23 protein-coding genes and 1 other RNA gene are annotated in these 24,887 nt (G+C 61.9%); 23 read left to right on the top strand and 1 reads right to left on the bottom strand.

The genetic code is table 11. From position 1 onward, the window contains the following. Positions 1 to 109: 109 nt before the first annotated feature. The 23 genes from JL474_RS04835 to JL474_RS21610 all read left to right on the top strand — a co-directional run bounded on the left by JL474_RS04835 (position 110) and on the right by JL474_RS21610 (position 24,380). A complete protein-coding gene (locus JL474_RS04835) occupies positions 110 to 2,599 on the top strand; it encodes an acyl-CoA dehydrogenase (RefSeq protein WP_203141115.1) in 2,490 nt (829 codons plus the stop codon). Positions 2,600 to 2,796: 197 nt separating this feature from the next. Continuing rightward, positions 2,797 to 3,327: an REP-associated tyrosine transposase gene (locus JL474_RS04830; protein WP_123635454.1), complete on the top strand. Its 531-nt coding sequence runs from the start codon at positions 2,797 to 2,799 to the stop codon at positions 3,325 to 3,327. A 239-nt stretch (positions 3,328 to 3,566) separates the two neighbouring features. Continuing rightward, a complete protein-coding gene (locus tag JL474_RS04825; protein WP_190294912.1) occupies positions 3,567 to 4,265 on the top strand; it encodes a 2OG-Fe(II) oxygenase in 699 nt (232 codons plus the stop codon). 90 nt (positions 4,266 to 4,355) lie between these two features. Continuing rightward, positions 4,356 to 4,452: signal recognition particle sRNA small type (gene ffs, locus JL474_RS04820), an RNA gene on the top strand. A 185-nt stretch (positions 4,453 to 4,637) separates the two neighbouring features. Continuing rightward, positions 4,638 to 6,674 (top strand): DNA polymerase III subunit gamma/tau, encoded by a 2,037-nt coding sequence (gene dnaX / locus JL474_RS04815; RefSeq protein ID WP_203141114.1) that lies wholly within the window; start codon positions 4,638 to 4,640, stop codon positions 6,672 to 6,674. A gap of 123 nt (positions 6,675 to 6,797) precedes the next feature. Continuing rightward, positions 6,798 to 7,121, top strand: a complete 324-nt coding sequence (locus tag JL474_RS04810) for a YbaB/EbfC family nucleoid-associated protein (RefSeq protein ID WP_123635457.1) — start codon at positions 6,798 to 6,800, stop codon at positions 7,119 to 7,121. A gap of 41 nt (positions 7,122 to 7,162) precedes the next feature. After that, a complete protein-coding gene (gene recR / locus JL474_RS04805; RefSeq protein WP_123635458.1) occupies positions 7,163 to 7,765 on the top strand; it encodes a recombination mediator RecR in 603 nt (200 codons plus the stop codon). A gap of 42 nt (positions 7,766 to 7,807) precedes the next feature. Continuing rightward, the gene (locus tag JL474_RS04800; protein ID WP_203141113.1) at positions 7,808 to 8,932 is read left to right on the top strand and encodes a ribonuclease D; all 1,125 of its coding nucleotides are present in this window, start codon (positions 7,808 to 7,810) and stop codon (positions 8,930 to 8,932) included. Then, positions 8,929 to 9,213, top strand: coding sequence for a YcgL domain-containing protein (locus tag JL474_RS04795; protein WP_123635460.1), 285 nt, complete (start codon positions 8,929 to 8,931; stop codon positions 9,211 to 9,213). Before JL474_RS04800 ends, JL474_RS04795 begins: the two co-directional genes overlap by 4 nt. Continuing rightward, positions 9,213 to 9,659 (top strand): YcgN family cysteine cluster protein, encoded by a 447-nt coding sequence (locus JL474_RS04790; RefSeq protein ID WP_123635461.1) that lies wholly within the window; start codon positions 9,213 to 9,215, stop codon positions 9,657 to 9,659. Before JL474_RS04795 ends, JL474_RS04790 begins: the two co-directional genes overlap by 1 nt. Next, positions 9,660 to 10,028: a hypothetical protein gene (locus JL474_RS04785; protein WP_328797775.1), complete on the top strand. Its 369-nt coding sequence runs from the start codon at positions 9,660 to 9,662 to the stop codon at positions 10,026 to 10,028. Between the two features lie 88 nt (positions 10,029 to 10,116). Continuing rightward, positions 10,117 to 12,795: a VWA domain-containing protein gene (locus JL474_RS04780; protein WP_203141112.1), complete on the top strand. Its 2,679-nt coding sequence runs from the start codon at positions 10,117 to 10,119 to the stop codon at positions 12,793 to 12,795. 64 nt (positions 12,796 to 12,859) lie between these two features. Beyond that, a complete protein-coding gene (locus JL474_RS04775; RefSeq protein WP_123635463.1) occupies positions 12,860 to 13,702 on the top strand; it encodes an AAA family ATPase in 843 nt (280 codons plus the stop codon). A 27-nt stretch (positions 13,703 to 13,729) separates the two neighbouring features. Further along, complete coding sequence (locus tag JL474_RS04770; RefSeq protein WP_123635464.1) at positions 13,730 to 14,908, top strand: vWA domain-containing protein; 1,179 nt, start codon at positions 13,730 to 13,732, stop codon at positions 14,906 to 14,908. 578 nt (positions 14,909 to 15,486) lie between these two features. After that, on the top strand, positions 15,487 to 15,984 hold the full coding sequence (locus tag JL474_RS04765) for an AraC family transcriptional regulator (RefSeq protein WP_203141111.1): 498 nt from the start codon (positions 15,487 to 15,489) through the stop codon (positions 15,982 to 15,984). An 11-nt stretch (positions 15,985 to 15,995) separates the two neighbouring features. Continuing rightward, the gene (locus JL474_RS04760) at positions 15,996 to 17,816 is read left to right on the top strand and encodes a tetratricopeptide repeat protein (RefSeq protein WP_203141110.1); all 1,821 of its coding nucleotides are present in this window, start codon (positions 15,996 to 15,998) and stop codon (positions 17,814 to 17,816) included. Continuing rightward, complete coding sequence (locus tag JL474_RS04755; protein WP_203141109.1) at positions 17,813 to 20,614, top strand: tetratricopeptide repeat protein; 2,802 nt, start codon at positions 17,813 to 17,815, stop codon at positions 20,612 to 20,614. The genes JL474_RS04760 and JL474_RS04755 overlap by 4 nt, the downstream gene beginning before the upstream one ends. Further along, positions 20,592 to 21,224 (top strand): tetratricopeptide repeat protein, encoded by a 633-nt coding sequence (locus tag JL474_RS04750; protein WP_203141108.1) that lies wholly within the window; start codon positions 20,592 to 20,594, stop codon positions 21,222 to 21,224. The genes JL474_RS04755 and JL474_RS04750 overlap by 23 nt, the downstream gene beginning before the upstream one ends. Before the next feature lies 1 nt (position 21,225). Next, on the top strand, positions 21,226 to 21,588 hold the full coding sequence (locus tag JL474_RS04745; protein WP_123635469.1) for a hypothetical protein: 363 nt from the start codon (positions 21,226 to 21,228) through the stop codon (positions 21,586 to 21,588). A gap of 97 nt (positions 21,589 to 21,685) precedes the next feature. Further along, positions 21,686 to 22,327, top strand: coding sequence for a MotA/TolQ/ExbB proton channel family protein (locus JL474_RS04740; RefSeq protein WP_123635470.1), 642 nt, complete (start codon positions 21,686 to 21,688; stop codon positions 22,325 to 22,327). Positions 22,328 to 22,343: 16 nt separating this feature from the next. After that, complete coding sequence (locus tag JL474_RS04735) at positions 22,344 to 22,877, top strand: ExbD/TolR family protein (protein WP_203141107.1); 534 nt, start codon at positions 22,344 to 22,346, stop codon at positions 22,875 to 22,877. Next, positions 22,874 to 23,377: an ExbD/TolR family protein gene (locus JL474_RS04730; protein WP_203141106.1), complete on the top strand. Its 504-nt coding sequence runs from the start codon at positions 22,874 to 22,876 to the stop codon at positions 23,375 to 23,377. The genes JL474_RS04735 and JL474_RS04730 overlap by 4 nt, the downstream gene beginning before the upstream one ends. After that, positions 23,343 to 24,380: a TonB family protein gene (locus tag JL474_RS21610; protein WP_268890259.1), complete on the top strand. Its 1,038-nt coding sequence runs from the start codon at positions 23,343 to 23,345 to the stop codon at positions 24,378 to 24,380. Before JL474_RS04730 ends, JL474_RS21610 begins: the two co-directional genes overlap by 35 nt. Positions 24,381 to 24,391: 11 nt before the next feature. Here JL474_RS21610 and JL474_RS04720 read toward each other — a convergent pair whose 3' ends face one another. Continuing rightward, positions 24,392 to 24,862 (bottom strand): MaoC/PaaZ C-terminal domain-containing protein, encoded by a 471-nt coding sequence (locus tag JL474_RS04720; RefSeq protein ID WP_123635473.1) that lies wholly within the window; start codon positions 24,860 to 24,862, stop codon positions 24,392 to 24,394. Between the last annotated feature and the right edge of the window lie 25 nt (positions 24,863 to 24,887).

Raw genomic sequence — 24,887 nt, 5'->3', positions numbered from 1 at the left:
CATAGTGTTCGCGTCCGGCACCTGACCAGCCCCCTTTTGCTGAAAGATGGGGCGCTGGTCAGGAGATGAGCCGGTTCACTCTACCGTGTCGGTAAATGGAGGAGCCTGCATGAGTGTCCTGTTTCTTCTGATCAGTGCGTTAGTCCTGCTTTATTTTGGTGTTGGCGGCACCGTCGCGGGCGTTGTCATGACGCTCGCCACCCTGTTTGGCATGTTCGAGGATGACTGGCATGTCCTCAGCATCCTGATCGGCGGTGTCTTGCTGGCCTTCGCGCTGATACTCGTTTTCCCCGGTGGTTTGCGTCGCAATCGGTTGAGCCGGCCATTACTGGGCTGGGTTCGCGATCGCTTGCCGTCGCTGTCGGACACCGAGTCGGAAGCGCTGAAATCCGGGAGCGTGGACTGGGATGGCGAATTGTTTTCCGGTCGCCCGGAGTGGGACAAATTAATGGATGCGCCACATGCCCATCTCAATCAGGCCGAGCAGGCGTTTGTCGACGGCCCGGTGGAAACGCTTTGCGGCATGCTGGATGACTGGAAGATCACGAACGAACTCTATGACCTGCCACAGGAAGCTTGGGAGTTCATCAAGAAGGAAGGCTTCTTCGGGCTGGTGATTCCCGAGGAATACGGCGGCAAGGGGTTCTCCGCGACCGCCCACTCGGAAATCGTGATGAAGGTGTCGACCCGCAGTGTCTCGGCCGCGGTCACGGTCATGGTGCCCAACTCATTGGGGCCCGGTGAGCTGCTGATGCATTACGGCACCGACGAGCAAAAACAGTATTACCTGCCGCGTCTGGCAAAAGGGGAGGAGGTGCCGTGTTTCGCGCTGACCTCGCCGGTCGCCGGCTCCGACGCCGGGGCGATTCCCGACAAGGGCATCGTCTGCCGCGGTCAGTGGAAAGGCGAAGAGGTGCTGGGGCTCAAGGTCACCTGGAACAAGCGCTACATCACGCTGGCGCCGGTGGCGACGCTCATTGGTCTGGCGATCAAGGTCTACGACCCGGACGGCCTGATGGGCGGTGAGGAAGATCTGGGCGTCACCTGCGTCATGATCCCTCACGATCTTGAAGGCGTACATCACGGTGCCCGCCACCTGCCCATGAACACGGTCTTTATGAACGGTCCGACCTGGGGCGAAGACGTCTTTATCCCGCTGAGCCAGGTGATCGGCGGCGAGGGTATGGTTGGTCGGGGCTGGACCATGCTGCTCGAGTGTCTGTCCATCGGCCGCTCGATTTCGCTGCCGGCGCTGGGCACGGGGGCTGGCAAACTGGCCTGTCTGACGACCGGTGCCTACGCCGGCATTCGTGAACAGTTCGGCCGTTCCATCAGTCATTTCGAGGGCGTTCAGGAAGCGCTTGAACCCATCGCCGGTTACACCTACATGATGGACGCCGGGCGGCTGCTGACCTCCGGCATGCTCGATCGGGGCGTACGTCCGTCCGTTCCCTCTGCGGTGCTGAAGTACCGCAACACGGACCTGATGCGTAAAGTCATCAACCACGCCATGGACGTTGTGGCCGGGCGCGGTGTGATCACCGGTCCGCGCAACTTCCTGGCCCGGGCCTATCAGGCGGTGCCCATCGGCATCACGGTGGAAGGGGCCAACATCCTGACCCGCAGTCTGATGATCTTCGGCCAGGGGGCCATTCGTTGCCACCCCTACATTGTCGATGAGATCGAAGCCGCCGGCATGGAGGATGAAGAACAGGCCGTTCGTGCCTTTGATGACGTGTTCTACAACCACATGGCGCACACCACCCGCAACGCCCTGCGGTCGTTCGTGCTGGGGCTCAGTCATGGCTGGCTGGAGCCGGTGCCCGGTCGCGGCGGATTGCAGCGTTACTATCGCCAGCTGGCGCGATTCACGTCGGCGTTTGCGGTGCTCACCGATGTCACCCTGCTGACCATCGGCGGCGGCCTGAAGGCCCGTCAGCGGCTTTCCGGGCGCATGGCGGATTGTCTGGTGGCGCTGTATTACGCCTCGGCGATCATCAAGCAGTGGCACGAGGAAGGCTATCCGGAGGACAACCGTCCGGTGGTCGAGTGGGGGTTGCAGCGGTGCCTCTACGACTTCCAGAACGCCATGAAGGCGCTGATCGAGAACTTCCCGGTACCGGCGCTGCGCTGGCCGCTCAAGCTGCTGGTCTTCCCGATTGGCGCCTGGCTCAAAGCGCCGGACGACCGTCTCGGTGAAGAGGTGGCTCTGTCCATCGTCAAGGATGCCCCGGTCCGCGAGCGCATCGTGCGCGGCGTCTACCAGCCGGTGAACCCGGACGATCCGGTGGGCCGCGTGCTGCACGCCTACAACATGGCCAACGCCTGCCGGGACGCTCGTGAGCGTCTCAACGAAGCCATCCGCAAGACCGATCCGGACGAGCTGCAGGACATCGAAATGTTGATGGCCCACCAGCGCTCGGAACTGGTGGACTGGGCGATCGAGAAAAACGTGGTGCGGGAAGACGAGCGCGACACCCTGATCGAAGCACTCAGCGCCCTGTACGACGTCATCCGCGTGGACGCCTTCGACGGCGACGCCATCAAGTCCCTGGCGGAATGCTCCGAAGGCAAACTCAGCGAAGTCGCCCGTCCGTGACGACCGGTCGGCCGGGTAGGGATGGAACCCTGCCCGGCGCTTTCTCGTCTCGCCTAGCCCTTGGTGCATACCCGCCGTAGGTTGGGCTGACAATGGAAGCCAAACAGAAAGCAGGTTAAAGGGCGCATTAGAACGCCGATCATTTTGAAATTCTTCAGTGGGACCGATAAACAAAAGCCAAGGGATGGCAGCATCATATGCAGTACCGTCGATCCGATATTCCGGGAGCGACTTACTTTTTCACGGTAAATCTTGCCCAGCGCAATTCAGACCTTTTGGTTCGCCGAATTAGCGATCTCCGTTCAGTCATGTATGAGGTAAAAGCCAGGCATCCATTTTCGCTTGTGGCAATGGTGGTCATGCCGGAACATTTGCATGCGATCTGGCGCTTACCGGAAAACGACGCCAATTACCCGCGCCGCTGGTCATTAATCAAGGCAGGCTTCTCAAGAAGGATTGAAAGAGGGGAGCGTATCGCACCCAGCCGTGAGGCAAAGAGAGAACGTGGGCTATGGCAGCGCCGCTTCTGGGAACACCAGATCAGGGATCAGGCGGATTTGGAGACACATGTCGACTATATCCACTACAACCCGGTAAAACACGGCTGGGTCGAGCGTCCCATCGACTGGCCGCATTCGACAATACATGGATACGTTGCGAGAGGTTGGATGGATACCGATTGGGCAGGTATTGATGACCTCGGCGGGGAGGCGTTTGGTGAAAGGTAAGGTTGTGTTGGGCTTCCTGCGTCAGCCCAACCTACATGAGCCGTTTCCCCTCAGTTCAATGGTACCTCCGGTAGGTTGGGCTGACGGAGGAAGCCCAACAGAGGCCGGATTACACTGATATAGGCCAGCCTCATCATGAATCAGCGTAGGGATCTCTCCCTATCCGGTCCGGCTAAAAAAAGAGGGCAGCAGGGCGGGTTTGGTCGTACACTGCTGGCAGTCCTGTTTGAGGTATGGCCATGCCCTCTGTTCCTTTCGATGCCGCGGCCGCGGTTGATCTTGCACTTCAGCAACCTGCTGGTTCGGCGGCTATTGAGTCGTGGCTGGATGCGGTTTGTGACGACCTGGCGGAATTCGGCTGGACCAGCCAGTCGATCCTGCCGCTCGTCCCTGACGGGTTGATGGGCGACCTGCGTGGTGAGGTGCAGACCCTTCACCGCTCGGAAGCGCTGGACACGGCGGGTGTCGGGCGTGGCAAGGATCACACCCATGACCGCTCGGTGCGTCGTGACCGTATCGCCTGGCTGAACGGGGAAACGGGGCCGCAAGGTCAGTTGTATTCGCTTTTCCAGTCCATCCAGGACGGCTTGAACCAGCGCCTGTTCCTGGGGTTGAAGCGATTCGAGGCGCATTACGCGACCTATGAGTCGGGCGATTTCTATCGCTGCCATGTGGACAGCTTTCGTGGTCGTTCGTCACGCATCATCAGCCTCGTGTTGTACCTGAACGAAGGCTGGCAGGCGGCGGATGGCGGTCTGCTGCAGATCTTCAACCGGGAAAATCCGGATGAAGTCTGTGGTCAGGTTCTGCCGGAAGCCGGTCGGGTGGCTCTTTTCGTCAGCGAAGACGTGCCCCACGAAGTGCTTGCCGCGCAGCGGACCCGCTACAGCATTGCCTGCTGGTTCCGGCGGGATCCGATACAGGGCATCGCTCTGTAAATCCATCTTCAAAAAGGCGTTGATGCCGCCGGTGCGGCCTGCTAAGATGCGCGCCGCATCCGGGGCAATACCGGATCGTTATGGTGGCTCCGCCGGTGCCTCCGCAACAATAAACCGTGAACCCGGTCAGGCCCGGAAGGGAGCAGCCGCAGCGGTGGACTTGGGTGCCGGAGTGTCGCTGGTGGAGTCACCCCCAGTTTCCTCCCTGTTGAACATCCCCGATTTTCTCCTTGTTTAAAATCCAGCCAAATCAGCCGGCTACGGTATATTGGTATGACGCCTGCCCGTGCGGTATTCGCGCGCGGTTTCCTTCTTATCACTGGCTGTCCATGCTATCGTTAAGCCCGGTTTGAACGGGACGTGACGCATTCGATGAGCTATCAGGTTCTGGCCCGAAAATGGCGGCCAAAGACGTTTCAGGATATGGTGGGGCAGGAACATGTGCTCAAGGCACTGGTTCATGCACTGGACCATGAGCGCCTGCACCATGCCTATCTATTTACCGGAACCCGCGGGGTGGGGAAGACCACCATTGGCCGGCTTCTGGCCCGCTGCCTGAACTGCGAAACCGGGATTACGTCGTCGCCCTGCGGTGAGTGTGACAGCTGCCAGGAGATCCTGGGTGGCCGTTTTGTCGATCTCATCGAAATTGACGCCGCGTCCCGCACCAAGGTCGAGGACATGCGCGAGCTGCTGGATAACGTCCAGTACGCGCCGACCCGTGGCCGCTTCAAGATCTACCTGATCGACGAAGTCCACATGCTTTCCAACTCCAGTTTCAACGCCCTGTTGAAAACACTGGAAGAGCCGCCCGACCACGTCAAGTTCCTGTTTGCGACCACGGACCCGCAGAAACTGCCGGTGACCATCCTGTCCCGCTGCCTGCAGTTCAATCTCAAACGGATGACGCCGGAACACATCGTCGGTCACCTCAATTACGTGCTGACCGAGGAAGGCATTCCCTACGAAGAGCCAGCTCTCTGGCTGCTGGCCCGGGCTGCCGACGGCAGTATGCGGGACGCCCTGAGCCTGACCGATCAGGCGATTGCCTTCGGTAACCAGAAGCTGGCGGCCAGTGACGTCAGCGCTATGCTGGGTACCATCGACCAGCGGGACATCCATCAGATTGTGGATGCCCTGGTGCGCAGCGACGGTCCGGCGATGCTTTCCGAGATTCACCGGATTGCCGAGTTTGCACCGGACTATAGCGTGATTCTCAGTGACCTGTTGTCGCTGTTCCATCGGGTGACCCTGGAGCAGGTCGTGCCCGGCAGCGCCGACAACGCCATGGGCGATGCGGAGCACGTCAAGGCGATGGCGCGGCAGCTGAGCGCTGAAGACGCCCAGCTGTTCTATCAGGCCGCTCTTGTGGGCCGCAAAGATCTGGCGATTACTCCGGACGCCCGCATGGGCTTTGAGATGGCATTGCTGCGGATGCTGACCTTCCGTCCGGGAACCGATCGCCGCGATCCACCGGTGATCCAGAGCAGTGAGCGCCGTGACGCCGGCACGCCGGGCGACGATCCCGAGCCTGCGCCTGCCCAACCGGCCACCGAATCAGTCGCGCCGACGCCTGAACCCGCGCCACAGCCACAGCCGGAACCGCAAGCGGAACCAGAACCAGAACCTGCCTCGCCGGTACAAGCCGACGCTGAGGCAACACCTGATCCGTCGGAGCCTCCGCCCGCGCCGGTCGCCGAACCGGCACCCGCACCCGCTGTGGCTGAGGAGCCGGAACCTGTGCAATCCTCGGACCGGCAGGAAGAATCGGTGCCGCTGAGCGCCTATGACGATCCCTCGCTTTCTGCCGATGGTGAGGTCGACATGGATCTGCCGGAAGAGGTGCCGTCCGCGTCGGAGCCGGTAGCAGAGCAGCCAGCGCCCGAACTGCAACCGGAGCCTCAGCCTCCGGTATCGGCGCCAGCGCAGCCGGCTCCGGCAGCGCCTGTTGAAGACCAGCCAGAGCCGGCCCCGACAGCCGCCGTTGAGCGCTCAGGGCCAGTTAACGAGCCTATGGAAGCCGCCGATCCGGCAAACTTTGAATGGCAACGGGATTTCCGGGCGTTGGGCCTGAGCGGCATGGCGGGCAACCTGGCGAGTCAGGCTGCGTTCGCGAAAACGGGTAACGATGTCGTTCTGACCCTCGACAGCGGTCACGCGCGGCTGCTCAATGATCGGCACGTCTCGCGGATTACCGAAGCGCTCGGCGCCTTCTTCGGAGAGTCTGTCACGGTGACGTTACAGGAAGGTGAGCCCGGAGAAGCCACGCCGGCGGCGTTCGCCGAGCGCGCCCGGATTGCACGCCAACAGGCGGCCGAGTCATCGATTGCCGGGGATCCGATCGTACAATCGATCGTGCAGCGGTTTGACGGGGCGATCGTGGACGGCAGTATCGAACCGGTCAAATAGGCCGCTGTCCAAGAGGAATGTCTGACGGGCGCGTGAAAACCGGTGTGGTCAGGGTTGAAATCCCGCGGTAAAGCCGCACAACGCCGTCAGGCGAATCCGATATCCAGTACTGAGGTGCTACGCATGTTTAAAGGTATGGGCGACCTGATGAAGCAGGCCCAGCAAATGCAGGACGAGTTCAAACGCGTCCAGGAAGAGGTGGCGAAAGCCGAGGTGACCGGGGAAGCCGGCGCCGGACTGGTCAAAGTCACCATGAACGGCCGTCACGATGTGAGCAAAGTGGACATCGATCCCTCGCTGCTCACCGAAGACAAGGAAATCCTGGAAGACCTGCTGGCAGCGGCTGTGAACGATGCGGTACGACGCGTCGAAGAGCATCAGAAGGAGCGTATGTCCGGTATGGCCTCCGACATGGGTGTGCCGCCCGGCTTCAAGATGCCGTTCTGACGTTACGCTCTTGATAACGAATAAGCAGTAGAGGAATCCGGATGGCTTTCAGTCCGCTGGTCGATGAACTTGTAGAATCGTTGCGTTGTTTGCCGGGTGTTGGCCAGAAAACCGCGCAGCGGATGGCGTTCCATTTGCTGGAGCGGGGCCGGGGCGGCGGTGAACGCCTGGCCAGCGCCTTGCAGAACGCCATGAGCGGCGTCCAGCGTTGCCATTCCTGCCAGAACTTCGCCGACACCGACCTGTGCAACCTCTGCGCCGACGACAAGCGCCGCACCGGCACGTTGTGCGTTGTGGAAAGCCCGTCGGATCTGCTGGCCATCGAGCAGGCGGGCTATTACGACGGCAGCTATTTTGTGTTGATGGGGCACCTGTCGCCCATTGATGGCGTCGGCCCGGAAGAAATCGGCATCGAACAGCTCCTGCGGCGGATCCGGGACGAGGGCGTTACCGAGCTGATCCTGGCCACCAACCCGACCGTCGAAGGCGAGGCCACGGCCCACTACATCGCCGATCGGCTGGACGGTCAGAATGTCTTGATCACACGCCTGGCCCACGGTATTCCGGTGGGTGGCGAACTGGGGTACGTCGACGGCTTTACCCTCGGCCACGCCTTCCGCGGCCGCAAGCCCCTGAGCGAATGATTCCTTCCGACCGAAACGCCTCCATCCAATCTGGAACGCTTCATGACTGATACTTCCACTGTGCGCTGGCTGAACACGCCTGAAGAACTCGATCGCTGGCTGGCGCAGGCGCCGGATCGGCCACTGGCCCTGGACACCGAGTTCGAGCGGGTCAGCACCTTTTTCCCGATTCCCGGGTTGGTGCAATTGGGCCTCGGGGAGGATCTGCGCCTGGTGGAACCGGCGGTCGCCGAAGCCTCGCAAGCCTTCCGCGACTGTCTGGCCGGTACCGAGCGGCCCAAGCTCCTCTACGCCATGAGCGAGGACATGGAGCTGTTCCGCCACTGGCTGGACCTGGAACCTCAAGCCGTATTGGATCTGCAGCTGGCCAGCGCGCTGGCCGGTCTGGGCTTCTCGGTGGGCTATGCCAAGCTGGTGGAAACCCTGTTTGATGTGGCCATCGACAAATCCGCGACCCGTTCCGACTGGTTGGCCCGCCCGCTGTCCGACGTTCAGTGCCGGTACGCTCTGGAGGACATCCGCTACCTGAAGCCGATGTACGAACGGTTGACGGTCCTGCTCCAAGAGCGGGGCTTCTATAACGCCTGGCTCGAAGAATGCGAACGCTTTGCCAAGGACCTGGCCAGTCAGGGCGAACCCGAGGACTATTACCTGAAAATACGCGGTGGCTGGCAGCTGAATCCCCGACAGCAGGCGGTCCTGCGTGAGCTGGCTGCCTGGCGCGAGCAGGAATGCCGTCGTCGAGATCGCCCACGGAGCCGCGTGCTGGCCGACGCGGCGTTGATCCGGATCGCCGAGCGCATGCCGGAGAGTAAGGGCGCGCTGGGCGCGTTGCAGGAGGTGCCGCCGGTGGTGGTGCGTCGTTATGGCGACACCTTGCTCGCGTGTGTCGAGCGCGGCGAGTCGAGCGAAGGCATTACTGATAGAATTGAAACGCCGCTGACCCGGGATGAGCAGGGCCTGTTCAAACAGGTCAAGCGCCTGTTCCGGGGTGAGGCGGAAGCCCGCGACGTTCCCGTTGAACTGGTGGCCCCGCGCAAGCGTATCGAGGCCTGTATCCGTCGCTGGGACAGCAACGATGACGCGGCGCGTTTTTTCACTGAAGGTTGGCGCGGTGACATGCTGGCGCCGGTCCTGGACGATGTATCGAGAGTATTGAGCGAATGAACCGGCAGTTTGTATCCGTATTCCGCAGCGGCAAGAAAGCCGATACGTACCTGTACGTCCGTCGCAATCAGGTCTGGGACGATCTGCCCGAGGGCTTGCGCAGCATCTTCGGGACACCACACCACGCCATGGACTTGCTGCTGACGCCGGATCGCAAGCTGGCGCGCACCACGGGGCAAGAGGTGCTGTCGGCCATCGAGGAAAAGGATTTCTATCTGCAGATGCCGGAAGAGCAGGCGGATTACATGGTTGAGTTCAAGCAAAAACTGAAGAAAGAGTAATGATTGCGGCGATTCCTTTCTGGCAACGTAAGCACTTTCACGAGATGACGCGTGAAGAGTGGGAATCGCTGTGCGACGGTTGTGGCAAGTGCTGCCTGACCAAGCTCGAGGATGAGGACACGGGCGAGGTTTACTACACCGACCTGGCCTGTGAATACATGGATGGCGACAGCTGCCAATGCACGGTCTACAGCCGGCGCCAGGAAAAGGTGCCGGATTGTATCGTGCTGACACCCGACAGCGTTGGTGATTTCCACTGGCTGCCACAAACCTGTGCCTATCGCCTGCTGGCGGAGGACAAGCCGTTGCCGGACTGGCATCCGTTGGTCTCCGGTGATCCTGACAGTGTCCATCGGGCTCAGGTGTCCGTGCGCCAACGCACCGTTTCCAACGCCAGCGTGCCGGAAGCGGACTGGGAAGAACACATCATTCATTGGGTACTTTAAGTGATCGATTTACCAATTCAGATGGACTCGCAGGCCCAGGCGGCCTACCTGATTTTCTGGGCCGTGTACGCCATCGGCTTCCTGATCTTCGTTTTCCTGATGTCGCGTTTGCTGCGCATCATCCCGGTCTACGGGATTCGCACCTTGATTCTGGCCGCGTTCGTGGCGCTGCTGCTGACACCGGTCCAGTCCACGGAGGCGGCCAACTGGTGGATTCCGGCCTGGCTGCATGGGGGTTATGAATCCATACTCGGTCACACGGAAGAAGCGGCTCGGGCCTTCTCGAACATGGTGCTGGTTGGCGGATGCGTGCTGATTGTCTGGATTCTGGATCTGGTCCGGGTGCGGATCTGGCGCCGCGAGGCCTGATGGCGGCCGACCAAATCGCTTTTCTGGGCGGGGCCCCGTGCGCTAATCTCCGTCACACACGTTTACGGATGCGACAGATAATAACGCTATGATGACTGCTTCCTGGTCCCGCTTTCTGCTTTCTCTCTCTCTATTGGCGCTGATGGTTTTCCAGGCTCCCGGGGCAATAGCCCAGGAAGCCGATGGGGCCAAGGCACCGGCCTTGCCGGAGCCCCAGGATGTCCGCATCGTGGTGGACATCTCCGGCAGCATGAAGGACAGCGATCCGGACAACCTGCGTCAGCCCGCGGTACGGCTGTTGGCCCGGATGCTGCCGGACAATGCCCGCGGGGGCGTCTGGACCTTCGGCCAATACGTCAACATGCTGGTGCCGTCCGGCGAAGTGACGCCGAAGTGGCGTGACACCGCCGTCAAACGCTCCTCAAGGATCAATTCGGTCGCGCTCCGGACCAATATCGGTGAGGCCCTGGAAGTCGCCAGTGACGATTTCTACGGCGACCGCCGCTTCGACAACACCCACTTCATCCTGCTGACCGATGGCGTCGTTGATATTTCGAAGGACGCCGCGGTCAACGCTCGCGAGCGCAATCGCATCCTTGATAACGTGGTGGAGCGCATCCGGTCCCGGGGTGCCACGATTCACACCATCGCGCTGTCCAAAAATGCCGATCTCGCACTGCTTGAGCGTCTGGCCGTGGAGACCGGCGGTACGTTCTCCGTGGCGCCGGATGCCGATGCCCTGAACCGGGTGTTCGCCGAAACCCTGAACACCGCGGCCCCCCAACCTGAAGTGCCGATCGAGAACAAGCGCTTCCGCATCAGCGAGGACGTGCACGAATTCACGGCGTTGATATTCCATGAGGGCGATGACCAGCCGCTGGCCCTGATGACGCCGGACCGCAAACGAATCACCCACGACCAGCATCCGGACAACGTGCGCTGGTACGCGGAAGGCGCCTACGACCTGATCACCGTGGACGAACCGGCTGAAGGCGAATGGCAGGTGGACGGCGAACTCGGCGAGCAATCCCGGGTGACGGTGGTCAGCGATCTGCGCATGGCGGTGTCGCCGGTGCCGAACTTTTTCTACACCGGCGAGCCGGTGTCGATCGATGCCTCCTTCTACGATGACGACAAGCCGATCACCAATCCGGATTTTCTGGGCGTCCTCGATGTGTCCCTGACCCTGTCGACCCAGGACGGCCGATCCGGCAGCAAAATGCTGTCCGGCGACACGCCACCGGCGGATGGCGTCTACAGCGATACCATTGAAAAGCTGAGCGAACCCGGCACCTACGATCTCAAGCTGGCGGCAGACGGCAAGACCTTTGCCCGTCAGTTCACCGCTCGCATCACCTTGCGCCCGCCGGCAAGCGTGTCGGTTGAAGGCGAAGGCTCGGGAAGTGGCAGTCAGTATGTGCTGGAAGTCCGTCCGGAGCACCCGGATCTGGATCGCAGCAATGCCATGGTGGGTGTCCGGGTGCAGCCGCCGGGGCAGGGTGGTGACGGCGACTTTGAGCCGGTCCCATTCGATCAAAAGGCGGGTGTCTGGCGCAAGGTGATCAAACCCTCAGCCGGTAACGGGGATTATGAAGTCCAGGTCCGTTTCCAGGGCAGCACGACAGACGGACAGGCCCTGAACTATGCACCGCCGACGTTTACCGCGACCTTCCCCCGCGAAGGCGGCGACCAGACGGCCTATACCTCGTTGAGTGCTGAGACGGTAACTGGCGCGGACGAAGGCGATTCCAGTCAGGCAGGCAAAGCGCCCATCCCCCTGGCAGAGAACAAAGCCGTCGAGCCTGCCCAAGCGCCGGCACCTGAGCCCGAGAAAGCCGCACCGGACGTCGCTGCCGAAACCAGCGAAGTGCAACAGCCGGCCGTTACCGGGGAATCGGAGGTCGAACCCGCGCCGGCGATCGCGCCGCCCATCGACACATCGCAGGTGGTAACCCCATCCGAGCCGGCATCACCGGCCAGTGACGAGCCTGCGGAACCGCCGCAAGAGGCCATGCCCGCGGAAACCGACGACAACGGCGATGAAGGCTCCCTACTGGCCGATGTTCCCTGGTGGGCCTGGGGAGCCGGTGGCGGTGTCATCGCAATCGCCGCCGTCGGGTTTGCGATTGCCCGGGCGAGACGAAAGGACGAAAAAGACCCGGACGACGAGGGTGCCGCTGCGACAGACGCCGAGGACGAGACCGCTGAGGCCGATGTCGCCGAGGAAGAAACGCCGGTCGAACCGGAGAGCGACGTGCCACCGGTTGTCGAGTCGGAGGAAGAGGCTCCAGTGGAAGAGACGCCGCTGGAGGAGCCGCCTGAAGAAGAGGAACCGTTACCGCCAGTGATCGAGGAAGAGCCGGTCGCTGAACCGGAGCCACCGGTGGCCACCGAAGCGGCCGAACCGGTTGCCGAAGACGCCGACGACGACATCCCGACGCTGGACGAGCAGCCTGCCGAGACGGCCGACAAGGACGAAGCCTGGCCGGTGGACGACGAAGACGGCACCTCAAACCCGGAAATCGACGACACCGCCGATGACATAGAGCGGTTCCTGGAAGAGGCGCGCCGGGACGAGGCCGATCTGGCCGCGGCAGAAGAGGATATCCTGTCCGACTCGGGGGATGAGGACAGCGAGACAGACGACGATTACTCCCTCGAAGACTTTGATCTCTCCGATATCGATGACCTTCCGGACCTCGAAGACGAGGAACGCAAGCGAGGCGAATCGGAAAACGGGGATACCGACGATAAAAAATCAGAATAACGTCGGCAGGCGCCCCGGCTCCTCGCGCATGTGAGCACCGACCCGAAATAAAAGGACAGACACCATGAAGTTTACTGGCACCGAAAAATACGTCGCCACCGAAGACCTCCAGATGGCGGTCAATGCGGCCATCACCCTACAGCGCCCGCTGTTGATCAAGGGCGAGCCGGGCACCGGCAAGACCATGCTGGCAGAGGAACTGGCCGAAGGCGTGGGGGCAAGGCTGATCACCTGGCACATCAAGTCCACCACCAAGGCCCAGCAGGGACTGTACGAGTATGACGCGGTCTCGCGCCTGCGGGATTCCCAGCTCGGTGATGACAAGGTGCACGACATCAGCAACTACATCGTCAAGGGTAAGCTGTGGGAGGCCTTCGAGGCCGACGAGCAGGTGGTTCTGCTGATCGACGAGATCGACAAGGCCGACATCGAATTCCCCAACGACCTGTTGCTGGAACTCGACCGCATGGAGTTCTACGTCTACGAGACCCAGAAAGTGGTCAAGGCCACACGTCGTCCGATCGTCGTGATCACCAGTAACAACGAGAAAGAGCTGCCGGATGCGTTCCTGCGCCGCTGCTTCTTCCACTACATCAGCTTCCCGGATCACGACACGATGAAGAGCATCGTCGACGTGCATTTCCCGGACGTCCAGCAACAGATCGTCCGGGACGCGCTGGAAGTCTTCTTCGACGTGCGCAAGGTGCCCGGCCTGAAGAAAAAACCGTCCACTTCCGAACTGGTGGACTGGCTCAAGCTGCTGATGGCCGACGAACTGTCCGCCAAGATGTTGCAGGAGAAGGACACCTCCTCGGCGCTGCCGCCGCTCTATGGCGCCCTGGTCAAGAACGAGCAGGACGTTCACCTGTTGCAGAAACTGGCCTTCATGGCGCGTCGCCGGAGCTGATCCGACGGCCTCTGTAAGGAGGACACTATGCTGATTGATTTTTTCATGGAGGTGCGCCGTGCCCGTGTGCCGGCGAGTCTGCGTGAGTATCTCGATCTGGTGGACGCGCTACAGCACCGTCTGGCCTTTGCCGACATGGAGGAGTTCTATTACCTGGCGCGCCTGTGCCTGGTGAAGGACGAGCGGCATTACGACAAGTTCGACCGGGCGTTCACCGCCTACTTTGACGGCATCGAGAACCTCGACGACCTGATGCAGCAACTGATTCCCGAAGACTGGCTGCGCAAGGAGTTCGAGAAACAGTTGTCGGAAGAGGACAAAGCCAGGATCGATTCGCTGGGCGGGCTGCAGGAGCTAATCGACGCGTTCAAGGATCGCCTGGAAAACCAGAAAGAACGGCATCAGGGCGGTAACCGCCAGATCGGCACCGGCGGGACGTCCCCGTTCGGGGCCCACGGCTATAACCCGGAAGGCTTCCGCATCGGGCAGGAAAAAGGGCGCCACGGCCGGGCCGTCAAGGTCTGGGAAAAGCGGGGCTTCAAGGATCTGGATGACAGCATCACGCTGGGCATCCGCAACATCAAGGTCGCGTTGAGACGGTTGCGTAAATTTGCCCGACAGGGTGCCGCCGATCAGCTGGACATGGACGATACGATCCGCTCCACCGCCCGAAACGCCGGCTATCTGGACCTGAAAATGGTCCCGGAACGGCACAATGCCGTCAAAGTGCTGCTGTTCTTCGACGTGGGCGGGTCCATGGATCCGCACATCCGCGTCTGCGAGGAGCTGTTCTCGGCGGCGCGTGTTGAGTTCAAGCACATGCAGTATTTCTACTTCCACAACTTCATCTATGAAAGCGTGTGGACGAACAATGTGCGGCGCCTCAACGAGACCACCAGCACCTGGGACATCCTGCACAAGTACTCGCCGGACTATAAGGTCATCTTCATCGGTGACGCCAGTATGGCGCCGTACGAGATTTCCCATCCCGGCGGCTCCATCGAGCACTGGAACGAAGAGGCCGGTGCCGTCTGGTTCCAGCGTCTGCAGGATCACTTCCGCAAGGTGGTGTGGCTCAATCCGCTGCCGGAGAACTACTGGGGAACCGGTGGCTCTATCGGCATGACCCGCCAACTGGTTGGGGACCACATGTACCCGCTGACCATCGACGGTCTGGAATCGGCCATGCGGTTCCTCAGCAAATAATCCGGCGGGTAGTGGCGCGCCGAGGCTCCCATCCCCGGCGCGCTGTTGCCACCGGAAACCCTGGGGTTACGCTTCCGCTTCGTAGGTTGGGCTGACGCAGGAAGCCCAACAAACAATCAGGCGAGGCTGGGGGCGACCTGTTGCCTTGCCCTGTCGGGCTTCCTGCGTCAGCGCCAACCGACCTGTCGGTTTGCGCATTCAGGCATCGCAGGGCAAAAAAAAGCCGATGCGGTTGAGGCGCATCGGCGAAGCTCGGCATATCGAACGGTTTACCCTTCATCGAAGAATTGCACCGCAATAAGGTCAAAGCACGCGCTTTGCCAGCCTAAAAAAAAGACATTAAAAACAGCCCTCTAATTCATTTTTTGACGAGACCGTCATTCTCTCCCTCGCGCTTTATCCTGGCATGTGTAAATGATGTCGACAGTTTGGGGCGGTGTGACAAGCCCGACTTGTCATTTGGTGATCCAGGTACCGTTTCAGCAGCCGGGCCGGTGTTACGCTTTGTTACCGAAAGCCCGGGCGCCTGCTGCCATCGGGCTTGATGAACCCTCAGGACACTGATCGCGAGAGTACCGATGCGCCTTATCCTGCTGATCACCGGCCTGCTGTTCACCGGTGCGCTGGCGGCCGAGCCCCTCAGTGACGATATTGCCTCACTCAAGGCCGATGTCGCCGGCCTTAACCACACGTTGTTCCAGCTGGAAGAGGATATCCTCAATCCGGCGAACACTCAGGTAGCGGTCTACCTGTCCTTCGACGCCCGGGATTACTTTGTGCTGGACTCTGTTGAATTGGCCCTGGACGGCCATTCGGCGGTATCTCACCTCTACAGCGAAAGGGAACGCAAGGCGCTTGAGCAAGGTGGGGTGCAGCGGCTGTATCTGGGAAATCTGGCGGCTGGCGAGCACGAGCTGAGCGCGGTGTTCAATGGCCAGGGCGCGAACGACCATTACTACCGCAAGGATGCCAGCTTTACCATTCAGAAGGCCACCGGCAAGGCCCAATACGAGCTGGTGATCGACGCGCGAGCGCCCAGTTTCGAACCTGCCATGCGCATCAAACAGTGGGATTGAGGCCGATCGGCATGAGATCTGCGCTGTCGCTCCTGCTCGTCGCCGCCTTGCTGCCCTCCGGTCTGGCCTGGGCGGACGCCGGAAGTCAAAGCAAGCGAATCCGTGATGTGGCCCGTTATGAGCTGTTGGTGGGTGACACGGATCGCGCACTGCATGAGATCTGGAACGATGGATCGCCAGAAGCCGGCATGTTACGAGGCGAAGCGTTGGCTCACATGGGTGTCGCCAACGAAGCCCGCAACGCATTGATGGCGGTACGAAATGCCGGCCAGACACTGTCCGATCCCGCGTTATTGGCCCTGGCCAAGAGCCAGCGTCAGTTGGGCGATCGCCCGGCAGCCAACGACGCGCTGAGCACGCTGATGCGGCGTTCGAGAGGACCCGAGGGGCAGGAGGCGGCCTACCTCCTCGCGGAGGATGCGATCGATTCGGAGGCTTACGATCGGGCGGGACAGATCCTGAGTAAGAGCCAGGACGGCTATTGGGCAGCGATGGGCTACCTGAATCTGGCGACCGCATACGCCCGCCAGGACACCGACACCGCGCGCAGCCTGATCGCACTCAGGGTGGCGCGTGCGATGCTGGGCGATCAGGAGGCCACCCGCTATCCCGAACTGCTCCAGCATATCCAGGTGACGGCCGGTTACCTGGCTTTGCGCAGCGACGAGCCGGACAAGGCGCTCTCTTTCCTCAACAAGGTCTCCCTGAACGGCTATTACACCCCGCAGGCCCTCTATCTTCATGGCCTGGCCCTGGCCCGCAAGGACAACTACCGCACCGCCATGCAGTCCTGGCACCGCGCCCGAAAATTCCCGTTGGGCTTTCCCGGCGCGGCCGATGCCTGGCTGGGCATGGGCCGCGGTTACGACGAATCCGGCTACCTGGGGCAGGCCGGCGAAGCCTATCTGGCAGCCATCTCCGCCTTTGAAGGCGAGTTGGTGACCCTGCGCACGTTGCGCACGCAAATCCAGGAGCAGGGTGGCTATGAGGCGATGGTCCGCTCCGCCGGCCGGGACGACGTGGAATGGTTCCTGGCGGACAGCAAGACCCTGACCCAACCACGCCTGGCCTATCTCATGCAGTTCATGGAGCGCCCTGAGGCCCAGCAGGCCGTCCGGGACGTCGCTGAATTGACTCGCATGGAACAGCAGTTAAAGCGCCGACTGTCGGATCTGGACGTCTTCGAGGGCATGCTGACGCGGCGACTCAAGCAGGTGTCCCGCCAGGGCAGTCGCGCGAAAATCGCCGAGGTCGGTCAGGGTATACAGCGCCTGAATCAGCGACTCCAGGCCTTGCAGGCCCGGTTGGACGATGCCGGCGAAAAGGGCCAGGTGGCGGATCTGGCAACCGGCGAGACCGCGGACAAATTGGCACAGATTCGACAGATCCGGTCGCAAAAAAAACTGACACCGGAAGAGCAGGCGCGCCTGGATCGCCTCGAAGGGGTGCTCACGTGGAAAGCCCAGGAGGGTTTTGACCGAGCCCGCCGGGAGCATGCGCGGCACGTTGCTTCGATTGCTCACTCGCTCGACGCCGCAAAGGCGGCTTACCAGCACTTCGACAGTGAACTGAGTCAGACACCGGACCGGTTCCGCAAACTGCTGAGCCGGGTGGGCGCGGCCCGCTCCCAGGCCCGGACGCTGCTCACCCGGGTAGAAACGCAGCGCCAAAAAGCGAGCGGTGAATTGGATCAGCATCTGATGGCATTCATCGACGACCAGGCATCGCAAATGAATGCGCACCTGGATCGCAGCGAACAGCAACTGGCCCATCTTTATGAGCACCTGGCCCTGAATGACGCCGCACCCGTCAAGACCGGAGGTGATCAATGAACCGGCGGTTGAGAGTGGCTCTCCTGTGCCTGCTGTTTCCAATGTGCGGTTACGGCGCCGGCGAGAAAGGCAGTTTCCAGGTGAATCTCGGCGAGGACGGCGAAACCATTGGCGAGATGCGCCCGATCTTTCTGGAGATGTCGTCCCAAACGTTGCCGGCCATCTCGGTAAAGGAGGTCGCACGGCGTTATAAGCGATTGTTCGAGGAAGCGGAAGAACCGGAAGTCCGCATTGACGCGCTGCACCGGCTGACCAACCTGCATTCCCGGGCCGGCGCCAGCCTGGAACTGTCCCCGCAGCAGGAAGCGGTGATCTATCGGGAAGCGCTGAAAAGCTACGAGATGATTGTCAGCGAGGGGCGCTATCAGGGCCGGCTGGATGAGCTGCTGTACCAGACCGCCAAGGCCTATGCCTTCATCGGGGAGGACGAGCAATCCATCAAACGCCTTCGACAGCTGGTGGGACTGTATCCGCAGTCCGCTCTGGCGACCGAGTCCCGCTTCCGGATTGCCGAGGATGCCTTCTCCCGCGGGGCCTACGCCGAAGCCGAACAGGCGTATCAGCGGGTTATCGACGATGGCAAGCATCCTGACCTGCAACAGAAGGCGCTGTACATGCTCGGTTGGAGCCAGTACAAGCAGCAGGCCCCGGAGCGGGCCAGTCACACCTTCCTGACCGTGCTGGATGGCTATCGGGACCGGTCCGACAACTTTACGGCCCTGGCCGGCGGAAGCGAGGATCTGGTGAACGATACCTTCCGCATCCTGGCGTTAATGGCGGCCCAGCGCGACGGCGCCCGGACCCTGGACCAGATGCTCGCTCGTGAAGGCGGGCGATCCTACGATTATCTGCTATATGACCGGCTGGCGGATTTTTACCTGGCCAAGCAGCGTTACGCCGACAGCGCCGCCGTCAACCGGCATTTCATCGACCTGAATCCGGAACATCCCCGGACGGCCGCCATGCGGGCCCAGATTGTGGCGGTCTGGGAAGCCGGTGGGTTTGATCAGGAGGCGCGCGAGGCCCGGGAAGATTACGTGCAGGCATACGCGACGCCTGCCGCCTACGCCGCACTGTCCGGCGACGAGCAGACCACGTGGCGGGATTTGGCCGGGCAGGTGGCGGATACGCTGTACCATGCGGCCGGTCAGCAAGCCGGTGGCGGATCAAGCGGATTTGCCGATGCCGGGCGCTACTACGGTCGTCTGGGCGATGTGAATGCTCAGGCGGGCACCTCGACTGACCCTGGTCGATTCTGGCGTCTGGCCGGTGATGCCTGGCTCCAGGCTGGTGACGGAGCAAAGGCCACCGCCTTTTATGAAAAGGCGGGCTACCAGGCGCCCGGCTATGACGATGCGGCGGATGCCGCCTGGGCCGCCGTGCTGGAGTATCGCAAGCAGCCGTCGCCGGCGGGAGACGCGTCACTGACAGACGCCGTCGACCGATTTGCGCAAGCGTTCCCGTCGGATCAAAGGGTCACGCCGGCGCAGGCCGATCTTTCGAATCGCCTGCTGCTGGCGGGCAACCACGCTGAAGCTCGTCGGGAAGCGCTGCAGGTGACGGAGTCCGGTCAAGCAGCCGCTGAAGATCAGCGAGCGGCCTATCTGGTGTTGGGTCAGATTGCGTATCAGGCTCATCAATACGCCGAGGCGGAACAGGCTTACCGGCGGGCTCTGGACCTGGCCGCGTCGGACCGTCGCCCGATGTCCGCCGGGGAAGCGTCCGACACCCGCAACCAGTTGGCTCGTTCCATCTACCGGCAGGCCGAAGCCCAGGAGGCCGACGGCCAGACGGCGCAGGCCATTGCCTCCCTCCAGCGTATCCCGAGCGTCAAGCCGGACGCGGACATCGCCATGAAGGCCCGCTACGATGCCGCCACCATGATGCTTGAGTCGGATCAATGGGCCGCGGCTGTCGATGCCTTGCAGGGGTTTCGCCGCGACTATCCCGATGCCGGTTTAACGGCAGGCGTCAGCAGTAAGCTGGTGCTGGCCTACACGTCGGCCGGGCAACCCGCCCAGGCGGCGGATGAACTGCTCCAGCGCGCCGAAAACGAGTCGGAACCCTGGGACGATCGCCTAACAGCAGCCAACTTGCTGCTGGACGCCGGAGACCCGGGCCGGGCACACGCGATCATCAGCGATTACCTGGCCCAGGCGCCGACACCGCGTGATGCCGACGAACATGTTCGCCAGCAGCGTCTGCGACACCAGCTCATCACGGCGTCGTCGTCCGCGCCGGCCATGCGCCAGGCCTTGTTGGAACAGGAACTCGACAGCGAGTGGCACTCACCGGATACCCTGGCCTGGGCGGCGGATGCGGCGCTGGTGCTGGCGGATCAGGAGGCCGAGCGCTTCAATGGGATCACGCTCGACTTGCCGCTGAAACAGTCACTGAAGGCCAAGCGCCGGGCGCTCGAAGCGGCCGTGGGGCGATACGACGAGGCGCGCAAACTGGGCGATGACACGGATCGCTCCCGAGCCCTGTATGGCGAAGCCGAACTGTTCCGCACATTGGCGCGGGACATCATGGATTCCCAGCGCCCGGATACCCTGAACGAGCTGGAACAGGCCCAGTACGGTGTCCTGCTGGAAGAGCAGGCTTACCCGTTCGAGGAGAAGGCGATCGACCTGCACGCGCGCAATCACCAGCTCATCGCCGATGGCGTCTACAACCCGTGGGTGCGTCGCAGCCTGGACGTACTGGGGCAAATGTTCCCGGGACGTTACAAGCGGGATGCGGAATGGATCAACTGGACCCGAGGGGAGGTGGATTATGCCCGCGCCGATACGCAGTAATGGCCCGGCGGGATACCGGTTGCATGCCGTTTTGTTGGCGTTGGCCCTACTTGTGAGCGGTTGCGCGTCCCATCCCGGTTCCGGGGGCGGCTCCCGGGCAACGCCAGCGAAGGCGACGCCGAAGGTTGTCGAGCCTCTGACAGAAGCCCAGGCCGTCCTGCTGGACGACGCGCTCAAACGCAGTGCGGCCGGTGATCTGGCGGGTGCGGAACAGCGCCTGCGGCAGTTGCGCGAAGAACGGCCGGACAGCGCCGTGGCCGCGGCACGGCTGGGATGGATCCTGCAACAGGAAGAGCAGTCACAGTCGGCGATGGCGGCTTATCGGGCAGCGCTGGCACTGGATCCGGCCGAATCCATGGCGGCCAACAACCTGGCGCTGATGCTGGAGGAGCAGGGGCAGTTCACCGAGGCCCGCGATCTGCTGCAGACGGCGCTCGCGCAACACCCGGATTCACCGCAACTGCACTTCAACCTGGCGGTGCTGGCGGAACTTTATCTGCTGGATCTACCCATGGCCCTGGACCACTACCGCACCTACCAGTCACTGACCGACGACCGCAAGGCCCAGGTCGCCGGCTGGATCGCGGATCTGGAACGACGGGTGAACTGATATGGCGATCTTTGATATCCATCGCGTTTTTCGGGCACCAATACTGGCATGCTGGGTTGCAGCGATTGGCACAGGTGTACCGGTTTGCGCTGGCGCGGCGCCTGAAAAGGCATCGTCGCCGTCGAAGGACCCGGTTGCGCTGACGGTGAAGGGGATTTCGGTACAGGCGGACGACGACTATCCCCGTGTCCTGAATATCCTGCCCTGGCAGCCGCCCACCGTGTCCCGGCGCAACCGCGAGCCGCTTCGGCTGGCACCCGACGGCCTGCTGGATCCGGTGGATCCCTACGCGCTGAAGCGCCACAGCGAATTTCGCCGGACGCTGGACCCTCTGAGTGACCCCATCGGAGTGGGGCACCGGTAGCCGATTCAACTGAATAAAGACGCCCCTGATCGCCGACGGAGTCACGCCGGCATTCAGGGACGCCCACAACAAGACCCGTAGACCGCGGAGCACACCCATGCTTGAAACCATCATTCGCTTTTTCCAGAACGGCGGCCCGTTCATGTATCCCATCGCGCTGGTGCTGATCGTCGGCTTGGCGATTGCGCTGGAACGCTTTGCCTATCTGGCGATGGTGCGCCGCGCCAACCGGCGGGCGTTCGAGACGGGCATCCTGCCTCTGTTGCAGAAACGGGATTACAAACGGGCGATGCAGGCGGCCAACAGTTCCAGCAGCGCGATCGCCGGCATCCTCGGCGCCGGGTTGGGGCGCTTGCTGGGCAACCAGCGCCGTGAAGACATTGAGTACGCCATGGAAGAGGGGTTGATGGAAGTGCTGCCCCGCCTGGAAAAACGGACCCAGTACCTCGCCACACTGGCGAATGTGTCCACGCTGCTGGGCCTGCTGGGCACCATCATCGGCCTGATTGCTGCCTTTACCGCGGTCGCCAATGCCGATCCCGCCGAGAAGGCTACGCTGTTGTCCCAGAGTATTTCCGTTGCGATGAACACGACGGCCTTCGGCCTGATGGCGGCGATTCCCTTGTTGCTGTTCCACGCGTTGTTGCAGACCCGCACCAATGAACTGGTGGACAGCTTTGAAATGGCGGGCGTCAAGTTCCTGAACACCGTTTCCGAACACCAGGCTCAGGCCTCCTGACAGGGATCGCATGGCCATGCGACGCAGACACCGTCGACTGAACAGCACCCCCGAGCTGGATATCACCGCCTTCATGAATCTGATGATCGTGCTGGTGCCGGTCCTGCTGCTGGGGATGGTGTTTACCCAGATCCGGATGATCGAACTGGATTTCCCGGGGCTGGCAAAGGGCGAGGTGCCCGATCCGGATCAGTTCCGCCTGGAGGTCATGGTGGTACCCAGCGGAATGCGGGTGGCCGACAGTGAACGAGGCACGATACGTAACCTGCCTTTGAAAGAGGGGCAACAGGACTTTGCCGGTCTCAAGGTCACCCTCAAGGCGATCAAGCAGCGCATGCCGGATAAAACCGACATCGTCCTGCGTCTGGGCGAGGCCGTGGACTACCAGACGCTGGTCACGGCCATGGACACGGTTCGCTCCTATCCCGCCGTGGTGGCGGCCAGCGCGGTCGAGGCCGAGCTGTTTCCGGATGTGTCATTGGGCGACGCACCGGACGAGCTGCAGATCAGCGCTGTGATCGACTCTCACGTCACCGGAGGCCGCCCATGAAGTCTTCCCGTCGGGCTCGCCGGATCCAGCGCCATTACAGCCGTATGCATCGGGCCGGTGGCCTGAATCTCGTGTCGCTCATGGATATTTTCACCATCCTCGTATTCTTTTTGATGGTGAATTCGTCGGACGTGAAAGTGATGCAGCAGGCAAGCGATGTGTCGTTGCCCGTCTCCACCGCGGAGACACCCGGCGAAGAAGCGCTCCTGATTGAGGTGAGCGGTGACTCGATCCGCGTCCAGGGTCGCGAAGTCGCCCGCCTCGAAGCATTGGGCGACGAGGAGGACCGCATTGCGGGCCTGTTCAATGAGCTGCAACACCAGAAGCAGCGCCGGGACGCGGTGCCACCGGAGGGGCTCGAAATTACCGTGATGGCCGATCAGGGCACGGCTTATCGCAACCTGCGCCGTATCATGCAAACCTGTGTTGATGCCGATTACCGGCGGGTTCGGCTGGCGGTGGAGCATGACGCTGTCGAATCAGGGGCGGCTAATGGGTAGCCGGATCGATGTGCATCAGGCGGCGTTGGCAACGACCGGCGCCGGCAGCGTGACGTTGCGCCTGCCCTGGGATCGGGAGCCGGGCGAGCGGTTGCGACTGGGGTTATCGCTGCTGCTGTTCCTCGCGGTGTTCGTGCCGCTGGCCATCTGGATTCCGCGCATTGAACTGCCCGAGCCGGATCGTCAGACCCAGGAGCAGCTGCCACCGCAGTTGGCTCGTTTGATCCAGGAAAAGCCGGAACCCAAACCCGTGGTCAAACCGGAGCCTGAGAAGCCCAGACCCGAGCCAGAGGCGAAGCCTCAGCCTGAACCCACATCGGCACCCAAGCCACAGCCGAGACCCGAGCCGGTCATCAAGCCCGAGCCAAAACCGGTCGCCCCCGCAGAGCCGCCAAAACAAACCGCGGAGCAGGCAAGAGCCGTGGCTGCAAAGTCAGGCCTGATGGCGTTATCCGAAGATTTCTCGGCAATGCAGTCTTTGGCGAAGGAATCCCGTGATCCCCGTCTGTCGGCGAATGTCGAGACGGAAGCAGCCTCTGTCGCGACAAAGACGGTGGAGTCTGATGCGCTGCAACGCAGCGAGGGGATTAAGGACGTGAAAGGGCCGACCGAGCAGGTGGCCCTGGCGGAGCACCAGGTCAAACAGGTCGACGCGCCGGCGTCGGCCAAGCCCTCGAAACCCCGGCCAAAAGCCGCCCCGGAGCCGGGGCCGGCAGAACGCTCGATGGCTAACATACGGCGCGTCTTCGATCAGCAGAAGTCGGTTCTGTTCTCTTTGTACAACAGAGCGTTGCGAAAGAATCCTGCACTTGAAGGTGAAGTGCTGCTGGAGGTCACGGTTGAGCCGGACGGACACGTGTCCAACTGCCGGGTCGTCAGCTCGGAGCTGAATGCCCCGGCGCTGGAGCAAAAAATCGTCATGCGTGTGCGCCTGTTCAATTTCGGCGCGGCGGATGTCGAGACGCGTACAGTGCGCTTCCCGATCAATTTCCTGCCGTCCTGATCAGGCGGCGTTCAGCCGATGGTGATGCGTGGCAGTTGGGGTTTGGGCAGTGACATTTTCTCGGTGGGTGCGATCACTTTCGCTTCGCCGACAACCACATCCTCACCCCGCTGGTTGGTCACCACACAGTCGATGGTGACCCGGTTCCTGCGGTCCTTGCTGGCAACCGTCAGTTTGACGGTCAGGGTATCGTCGAGCTTGACCGGGCGCTTGAAGTTGAGGCTCTGCTCCAGGTAGATCGTGCCGGGGCCGGGCATCACCGTCGCCAGCGCTGCGGAAATCAACGAACCGCTCCACATGCCGTGGGCAATCCGCTCCTTGAACATGCTGTTGGCGGCAAAGGCCGGGTCCAGGTGGACCGGGTTCACGTCGCCGGAGACAGCGGCAAACAGCACCAGCTCTTCTTCCGTAAGCGAACGGGTGTAGACGGCGGTATCGCCGACATGCAGCTCGTCATAGACGATGTTTTCCAGATTTTCCATGTGTCTCAGTCCTGAGAAGTCCCTG

Source organism: Marinobacter mangrovi, assembly GCF_016798325.1.
GTDB classification, from domain to species: domain Bacteria; phylum Pseudomonadota; class Gammaproteobacteria; order Pseudomonadales; family Oleiphilaceae; genus Marinobacter_A; species Marinobacter_A mangrovi.
This window is presented reverse-complemented; position numbering and strand designations above follow the sequence as displayed.